Source organism: Synechococcus sp. R6-10 (assembly GCF_047461815.1).
Classification (GTDB): Bacteria; Cyanobacteriota; Cyanobacteriia; order Thermostichales; family Thermostichaceae; genus Thermostichus.
Window position 1 is genome coordinate 1 of sequence record NZ_JANSHW010000146.1, and the last position, 6,826, is coordinate 6,826.

General features: G+C 59.4%; 6 protein-coding genes and 2 pseudogenes. 4 read left to right on the top strand and 4 right to left on the bottom strand.

The window, feature by feature from the left end; all coding sequences use genetic code 11:
- The 3 genes and pseudogenes from NW837_RS04785 to NW837_RS04795 all read right to left on the bottom strand — a co-directional run.
- Positions 1 to 530, bottom strand: a pseudogene (locus tag NW837_RS04785) (aspartate kinase); the annotation flags it as partial.
- Between the two features lie 44 nt (positions 531 to 574).
- Positions 575 to 2,110: a site-2 protease family protein gene (locus NW837_RS04790; protein ID WP_011431885.1), complete on the bottom strand. Its 1,536-nt coding sequence runs from the start codon at positions 2,108 to 2,110 to the stop codon at positions 575 to 577.
- Between the two features lie 278 nt (positions 2,111 to 2,388).
- On the bottom strand, positions 2,389 to 2,631 hold the full coding sequence (locus NW837_RS04795) for a DUF751 family protein (protein ID WP_041436092.1): 243 nt from the start codon (positions 2,629 to 2,631) through the stop codon (positions 2,389 to 2,391).
- Between the two features lie 533 nt (positions 2,632 to 3,164).
- Here NW837_RS04795 and NW837_RS04800 point away from each other — a divergent pair.
- Both NW837_RS04800 and NW837_RS04805 read left to right on the top strand, forming a co-directional pair.
- Positions 3,165 to 3,695, top strand: coding sequence for a hypothetical protein (locus NW837_RS04800; RefSeq protein ID WP_238376845.1), 531 nt, complete (start codon positions 3,165 to 3,167; stop codon positions 3,693 to 3,695).
- Between the two features lie 166 nt (positions 3,696 to 3,861).
- Entirely contained in the window at positions 3,862 to 4,509 is a 648-nt protein-coding gene (locus NW837_RS04805) for a flavin prenyltransferase UbiX (RefSeq protein WP_011431889.1), read from the top strand.
- 125 nt (positions 4,510 to 4,634) lie between these two features.
- Here the strand turns inward: NW837_RS04805 and NW837_RS04810 are convergent, their stop codons facing one another.
- Complete coding sequence (locus tag NW837_RS04810; RefSeq protein ID WP_414329502.1) at positions 4,635 to 5,753, bottom strand: alpha/beta fold hydrolase; 1,119 nt, start codon at positions 5,751 to 5,753, stop codon at positions 4,635 to 4,637.
- A gap of 101 nt (positions 5,754 to 5,854) precedes the next feature.
- Here NW837_RS04810 and NW837_RS04815 point away from each other — a divergent pair, with 101 nt between their 5' ends.
- Positions 5,855 to 6,508, top strand: coding sequence for a cobalt-precorrin-8X methylmutase (locus NW837_RS04815; protein ID WP_414329503.1), 654 nt, complete (start codon positions 5,855 to 5,857; stop codon positions 6,506 to 6,508).
- A 33-nt stretch (positions 6,509 to 6,541) separates the two neighbouring features.
- A pseudogene (locus NW837_RS04820) lies at positions 6,542 to 6,826 on the top strand (hypothetical protein); the annotation flags it as partial.

A 6,826-nucleotide genomic window follows, 5' to 3' on the forward strand; every position in this document is an offset into this window, starting at 1 on the left:
AGCTCTGCTCCCAAAGCCACTGCCAAGGCCACCGCCGTGGTGTCGGATCCCCCCCGACCCAGGGTGGTGATCTCCAGCTCCGCCAGGCTGGTGATGCCCTGAAACCCGGCCACCACCACCACCTCTTCCCGCTCCAGGTGCTGCCACAGGCGGTCGGTGTGGATGTGCAAAATGCGGGCCCGGCTGTGATCCCGAGTGGTGACAATGCCCACCTGGGCTGCCGTCAGGGAAAGGGCAGGACACCCCAAGCGTTGCAGCGCCAAGGCCACCAGGGCAATGCTCACCTGCTCACCGGTGGAAAGGAGCATATCCCATTCCCGCAACTGAGCCGGCGTGGTCGGGGATCCCTGCAAGATCTGCTCCCCCAAGCCCACAAGGCGATCGGTTTCATCCCCCATCGCCGAGACCACCACCACCACCCGATGCCCTGCCTTCACCGTGTGGGCCACCCGTTGAGCCACGGCCTGGATACGCTCCACAGAGCCGACAGAGGTACCGCCGTACTTTTGAACAATTAAGCTGCGTTGCATGAGAGGAGAACGAGGTCAGGGGCGGTTTGGATCCTACCCCGGATCTAGGCCAAGCCCAGTCCATTTTGCAAAAACGGCGGTACCGGCAGCAGGATCAGCACCAGCAGCGTTAGCATCCCCAGCCCCAGCAGATCCCGGGCCTCGTCCAGTTCCGTCACATCGTTGAGGGCCGGCTCGTCAGCACTGGAAATCACAAACAGCAGCAGCGCCCAGAGCAACAGCCAAGGCTGCACCGTCAAAGCCAGCAGCAACACCAACCAGCGGGCTACCCGGCCCACATTCGCTCCCATCTGCTGTCCATACACTGCGTGGACAATGTGCCCTCCATCCAGTTGGCCCACCGGCATGAGGTTAAAGGCAATCACCACCAAGCCCAGCCAGCCGGCAAAGGCCAGCGGGTGCAGCTCGATCACCTGCCCCGGCTGCAACTGATCCCCCAGCACCATGCGGGCCAGAATTGCCAGCAGCACCGATAGGCGCGGGTCAATGCGATGAAAACTAATCGGGGTCGGCTGCCCCTCCGGCACCGCGGGAGGATCTGCAGGCGCTGAAAACAACAGCCCCAGCAACAGCATGCCCAAAGCAACAAGACTCCCTGCCAGCGGCCCGGCGGCGGCGATATCAAACAACACCTTGCGGTTGGGCACCGGCTCTTTCAACTGGATAAACGCCCCAAAAGTCCCTAGGACAAAAGGCACCGGGATGAAATAGGGCAGCGAGGTTTTGATGTGGTGGCGGCGGGCCACCCAGTAACGAGTCCACTCATGGGATCCCAAAATGGCAAGGATCCCGACCGCATAGGGCAATCCTTTCATCAGAGAGGGCAAATGCAGCAGCCGGTCAGGGCTAACCCCAGCCGCGTGGGCCCCAGCACTGAGGGTTGTCCAGAAGGTGAATAGCAACAGCCCCAAAGCCAGCAGCGGCAACTCTCGACTGTCCGCCGGGGAGCGCCGCGCCGCCGGGTTGGGCACCAGGGCAAAAAAGGGCTTGCCGGCAAACCCCTCCTGCAGCACCACCAAAAAGCGTTTGCCGAAAGTGGTTTCCACGTTTTGCTGCACCCGCTCATAGGCTTCACTGGGATCCGCCCGCAAGTTGCCCCGGCAGATGATCGCCTGGGGGCGGTACTCCACATTTTGCAAATAAAAGACGTTCCAGGGGAAGCAATGGCTCAGCTTCTCCCGCGGCACTTCGGAGATGGGGGTGTGGGCAAGAGCCAGCGAGACCGGATCTGCGGCGCCGTCTTCCTCCTCTTCCTCTGGCTCAGGTTCCCCAGCCGGCGAGGGATCCGCTTCTGGAGAGGAGTTTTCCACCTCTGGCCGAGGGCCTCCGGTTGAGGGTCGAATACCCCCTCGTCTCACCAAGGTCATGCTGGTAAAGTAGGAGGTGAGAAACAGCAGCAACATCAGCAAGGGAGGCAATTCGTACTGAAACACCTGACGCCCCAGCACCCAAACCAAAGGGGGCAGCATCATCACCAGCCACAGGATCCGCCACGGCACCTTCGAAAGGCGGGCCACACTTTTTTGCAGCAGCAGGTAGGTTGCAGAACCCACCAGCGCCAACAGGATCCAATCTGCCATGAGTTCAAAAAACGGAGGAGAACACCTCTACCAAGCTAGCGGCAAATCCAATCCCCTCGCTACAGCTTGCAGCCGGGATCCCTGAAGAGCCAATTGAGGCTTGGCCTGCCCATAGACCGCCACCATTCCGGGGCAAACTTTTCATTCGCGCGAGCGGTGCGGAGCACTTTACTTCTTGTCAGCAGTGGGGCGAAAAAGAGGGATCCCCTTGAGGCGTGCTTATGCTGCCGGCGTCCACTGCACAGCTTCGCCCATGGGCCCCAACCTCAACCCAGTATCTATTCTGGCCAAAAGGTATTCCCTGTCATGCCTCGCAGGGTGAAATAAACAAATAGAAGCAACAAAAGGGATCCCAGCGTCACCATAGCCGCCGCTGTTGGACTTTTGCGATACAGGCCGACAAAAGGCTGGAGGCCAGCCCAGATCCCCCCCAGCAAAACGGTAATAAAGTAAGTGGGATAACGGGAGACATTCTCCACAAACTGGTCTTCCAGTCTTCTGGGGGGCTGCGGTTGTGGCATAAGAGGCTGGGGCTCCAACTCCTTTTTTCTCAGTGTGCCATAGGTAGCTGTCAACCATCTGGAGGCTGGCCATCTTCAGGGAACTGGCGGCAACTCAAAAAGTGTAGTCATCTCAAACTAGATTGAGACACTCCCCAAACGCTCCGCGCCGCTGCCGCGACCCCCCAGCTCATCTCTCTGGGAGAGGGGGGTTGGAGAGCAAGGCAACGGAAATGTTTTATTCCTATTCAAAATGACTATAAATCTCCTCCATTGGCGCTCTTTTGGCAGCCGAGCAACCTCGGCTCCCCAGCCGCTGTGGCACCAACCGACCGGTAAGCAGCCTCTCTGCCGCTTGGCTCACAGCCTCCGCGAGGGAGAAAGTCCATCGTCCCCTCATATCAAAAAGAACATCTACTTCACGAAGAGTGGTTGGAGCGAAGGGGAGACTGCGCAGATTCAGGAAACCGAGAACCTGATATGGTAGGCGTTATCCTGCCTGATCTGCTCTTTTGCTCAGTGCAGCCTCCCCTCTTCATAGACTGATGCGAGAATTGCCCTCTGATCCTTCCAATCGTGCCGGCGTACCCTTTGGGGATCAGACCCTGGCTCTGATGCGCGTCCAGGAGGCCCTGGATCAATTGGAGGCAGCCATTCTCAGTAGCCCTCGCCTGTTTTGGTCTCGCACCCTTATTGAAGAGGAAAAGATTCTGGAGCAGTTAGACTTTATCCGCCTGAACCTGCCGACAGCCCTGGAGGAAGCGGAGGAACTGCTGCGCCAGCGGGATCGGATCTTGGCAGAGGCCAATCGCTACGCCCAAGAAATTGTGGCCGCGGCCCAACGTAGGGCTGAGCAGCTCCTCAACGAATCGGCGATTCTGCGACAGGCCCAAGCTCAGGCGGAGCAGTTATTGCAACAAGCCTATCAACATAGTGAGGAGGTGCGGCGACAGACACTGCAGGAATCGGAGCGCCTGCAGCGGGAGGCCCACCGTTACGTGGATCAGGTGTTGCAAGACTTGGAGTTGCGGTTGGTGGAGTCCTTGCGGGTGATCCGCAACGGGCGGCAAAATCTGCAAACCTAACAGAGAAGAGTCAGACTGGGGCTTGAGCGCTGCCTTCAACCTGTGCCAGGAGCATTTTTATCCCGCGTTGTGCAAGTCTTTTGGAGCGGTGGGTTAGGGATCTCCTGAGCAGGCGAGGGACGGCTCCCCTCGCTAGACTTGAGCAGAAGACGTTCCCCAGCGGCCCTTGACATCCTCTCTGCCTATCATCCTTGGCGTATCAGGCGCTTCAGGGATGCTCTATGCTGTGCGCGCTCTGCATGTTCTGCTCAGCCTGGACTACCGCGTCGAAGTGGTGGCCTCCAAAGCGGCCTATCAGGTGTGGCAGGGAGAACAAGGGGTGCTGCTGCCGACAGACCCCCGCAAGCAGGCCCACTTTTGGCGACAGCAAGCCGAGAGCAGCGGTGGATCCCTAGTTTGTCATCGCTGGCAGGATGTGGGGGCAACCATTGCCAGTGGCTCCTATCGCACGCAGGGGATGTTGGTGATCCCGTGCAGCATGGGTACAGTTGCCAAGTTGGCTGCCGGCTTGAGCTCGGATCTGCTGGAGCGGGCTGCTGATGTGCAGCTCAAGGAGGGACGACGCTTGGTGGTGGTGCCGCGGGAAACCCCCTTTAGCCTGATCCACCTGCGCAACTTGACCACTCTGGCAGAAGCGGGGGCGCGCATTGTTCCGGCCATTCCAGCTTGGTACCACCAGCCGCGTACCATCCTAGATTTGGTGGATTTTGTGGTGGTGAAGGCGTTGGATCAGTTCGGTATTGATGGCGATCTCATTCGCCGCTGGCAGGGGATGCGCCAGCATCAGATCCTCAAGCTGCCCCCTGATCTCTGAGCGGGATCCCTTTTCCCGGCGGCAGGCTGGGATTTGGCTTGGGGGTGTTCCAAGCTGGGGGGGCCCTGTGCCGATAGCCCTCACTTGTGGCACCTTGCCGGGAATAGCTCAGATCACTTGCTGAGCTAGCCAACTCGGGGATCCCGCTGAAGGGGGGTGGGCAAGTCAGGGCAGGTCTCCAGACTGGCCGCCCATTCCCCGATGAGGGTGTTGACCCAGTGAGGCAGCTCGTCGTGGGCGCAGTGGCCTACTCCCGGCAGCTTCACCAAGGTGAGGGCAGGTTGCCAGCGCTTAAATTGGTCTGCCAAAAAACTGGGCACTGCCGGATCTTCTCGGCCCCAAAGTAGCAAGATAGGCATTTTTAGGGTGGGCAGCAGGCGTTTGGGGCTGTCGAAGCGGCGGCAGAGAATGGCCCTCAGACCGTCCAAAAACACGTGGGCTGCCCCCGGCTCAAAGGCCGGTCTCTGGAAGATCTGCACCAGCTCGTCATCCACCTGCTCATCCCGCTTGTAGACATTCTTGATCCAAGCTCGTAGCACCTCGGTTTGTCGCAGCCAGTTGAAGAGGTGGGGATAAGTGAGGGGGCACCCCAGCAACGACAGAATCCCTTCGCAGAGGGCTCGCACCAGAGCATCCCAGGGAGAGGGCAATTCTTCCGGATGGGGCCCATCGGCGCAGCTAATCAAGCACAGGCCCTTCACCATCTGGGGATAGCGGGCGGCGGCAATGACTCCCACCAAGCCCCCGATGGAATGGCCCACCAGGATGCTGGGCTGCTGGATGTGAGTTTGCCAAAACTCGTGTACCTGCTCCACCCACAGATCAACGCTGTAGGCAATCTCCGGCTTGGCACTCTTGCCAAATCCCAGCAGGTCGAGGGCATAGACGGAGCGCTGGGATCCCAGAGGGAGAATGTTGTGGCGCCAATGACCCACTGACGCTCCAAATCCATGGATTAAAAGGGCCGGAGCTGCCGTCAAGTTGACGACACCGGCAAGGGTTTGGGCGCGACTGGGGGTGTAGGTGAAATGGATGGGCCAGCCCCGCCAATGCCAGGTTTGGGAGTAGCCGTAGCGAGGCAAAGCCGACAAGGGATCCCTGTCGCTGTCCGTTGGGGAAGGGGGGGGCGCATCAACAGAGGAGAAACCGGGAGCGCCAACGGAATTGGCGCCGACGGGAGCAGAAGGGGAAGGATGGGAGTCGAGTCCGTGCAAGGGAGAAGTGGGTGATAACAATAGGCTCATCTCCAATTTAGGCTAGACCAATCTTAGTGGTTTCCTCGGCTCATCATTTAATAGGACGTACTTTGCCACCGGTTCTTCTATATCTTCCAGGACATGCCAGCATGACTGTGTCCATAACCCCAGACCCAATGGATGAAGCCTTCGGGATAGACCCGATTACCGCTGCCAGCTTTCGCCAGATCGATCAGGAGATCGGCCCCCACCCCTGGCAAGGGATCCCTTATGAGGTGGTGCGCCGTGCCATTCATGCCACTGCCGACTTTGAGCTGCGGGATCGCTTTTTCTTCGGCCCCAACGCCGTTGAACACGCCCTGGCAGCCCTACGGCAAAAGCAGCCTGTCATTGTCGATGTCAGGATGGTGGCAGCTGGGATCCAGTCAGGTCTGAAAGCCCAAGGGATCCCCCTCTACTGTGCTTTGGACTGGGTGGAGGAGCCCCGTTGGCCCGGTCAAACCCGCGCCGCCAATGGGATGGTGAACTTGGCACGCCGCTATCCAGAAGCCCTGTTTGTCGTTGGCAATGCCCCCACCGCGTTGCTGGCTTTGGTGGAGGAGATTCGGGCACAGCGGGTCAAGCCGGCTTTGGTGATCGGAGTGCCGGTGGGATTTGTGGCGGTGGAAGAGGCCAAGCAGGCGTTGGCGCAAACGGATGTTCCCCAGATTCGCGTAGAGGGCCGCAAAGGCGGATCCCCAGTTGCTGCTGCCATTGTCAATGCCCTTCTCTTGGCAGCTCAACGGGATCCCATCCCCAACTGACTAGAATTGAAGGGATATCTTCAGACCTTTCCCATGACCCCAGAACAAGAGGAGTGGCTGATTCGCAACCTTCAGCAACAACAAGAACAAATCCAAGAAATGCGGGCCGAGCAGCAGCGGTCGGCTGAGCGCTTTGAGGCTCAGATGGTTGAGATGCGGCAGGGCTTTGCAGCCCAAATCTCCGAGATCCGGGCTGAGCAGCAGCGGTCTGCCGAGCGCTTTGAGGCCCAGATGGCCGAAATGCGAGCCGAGCAGCAGCGGTCGGCTGAGCGCTTTGAGGCTCAGATGGTTGAGATGCGGCAGGGCTTTGCAGCCCAA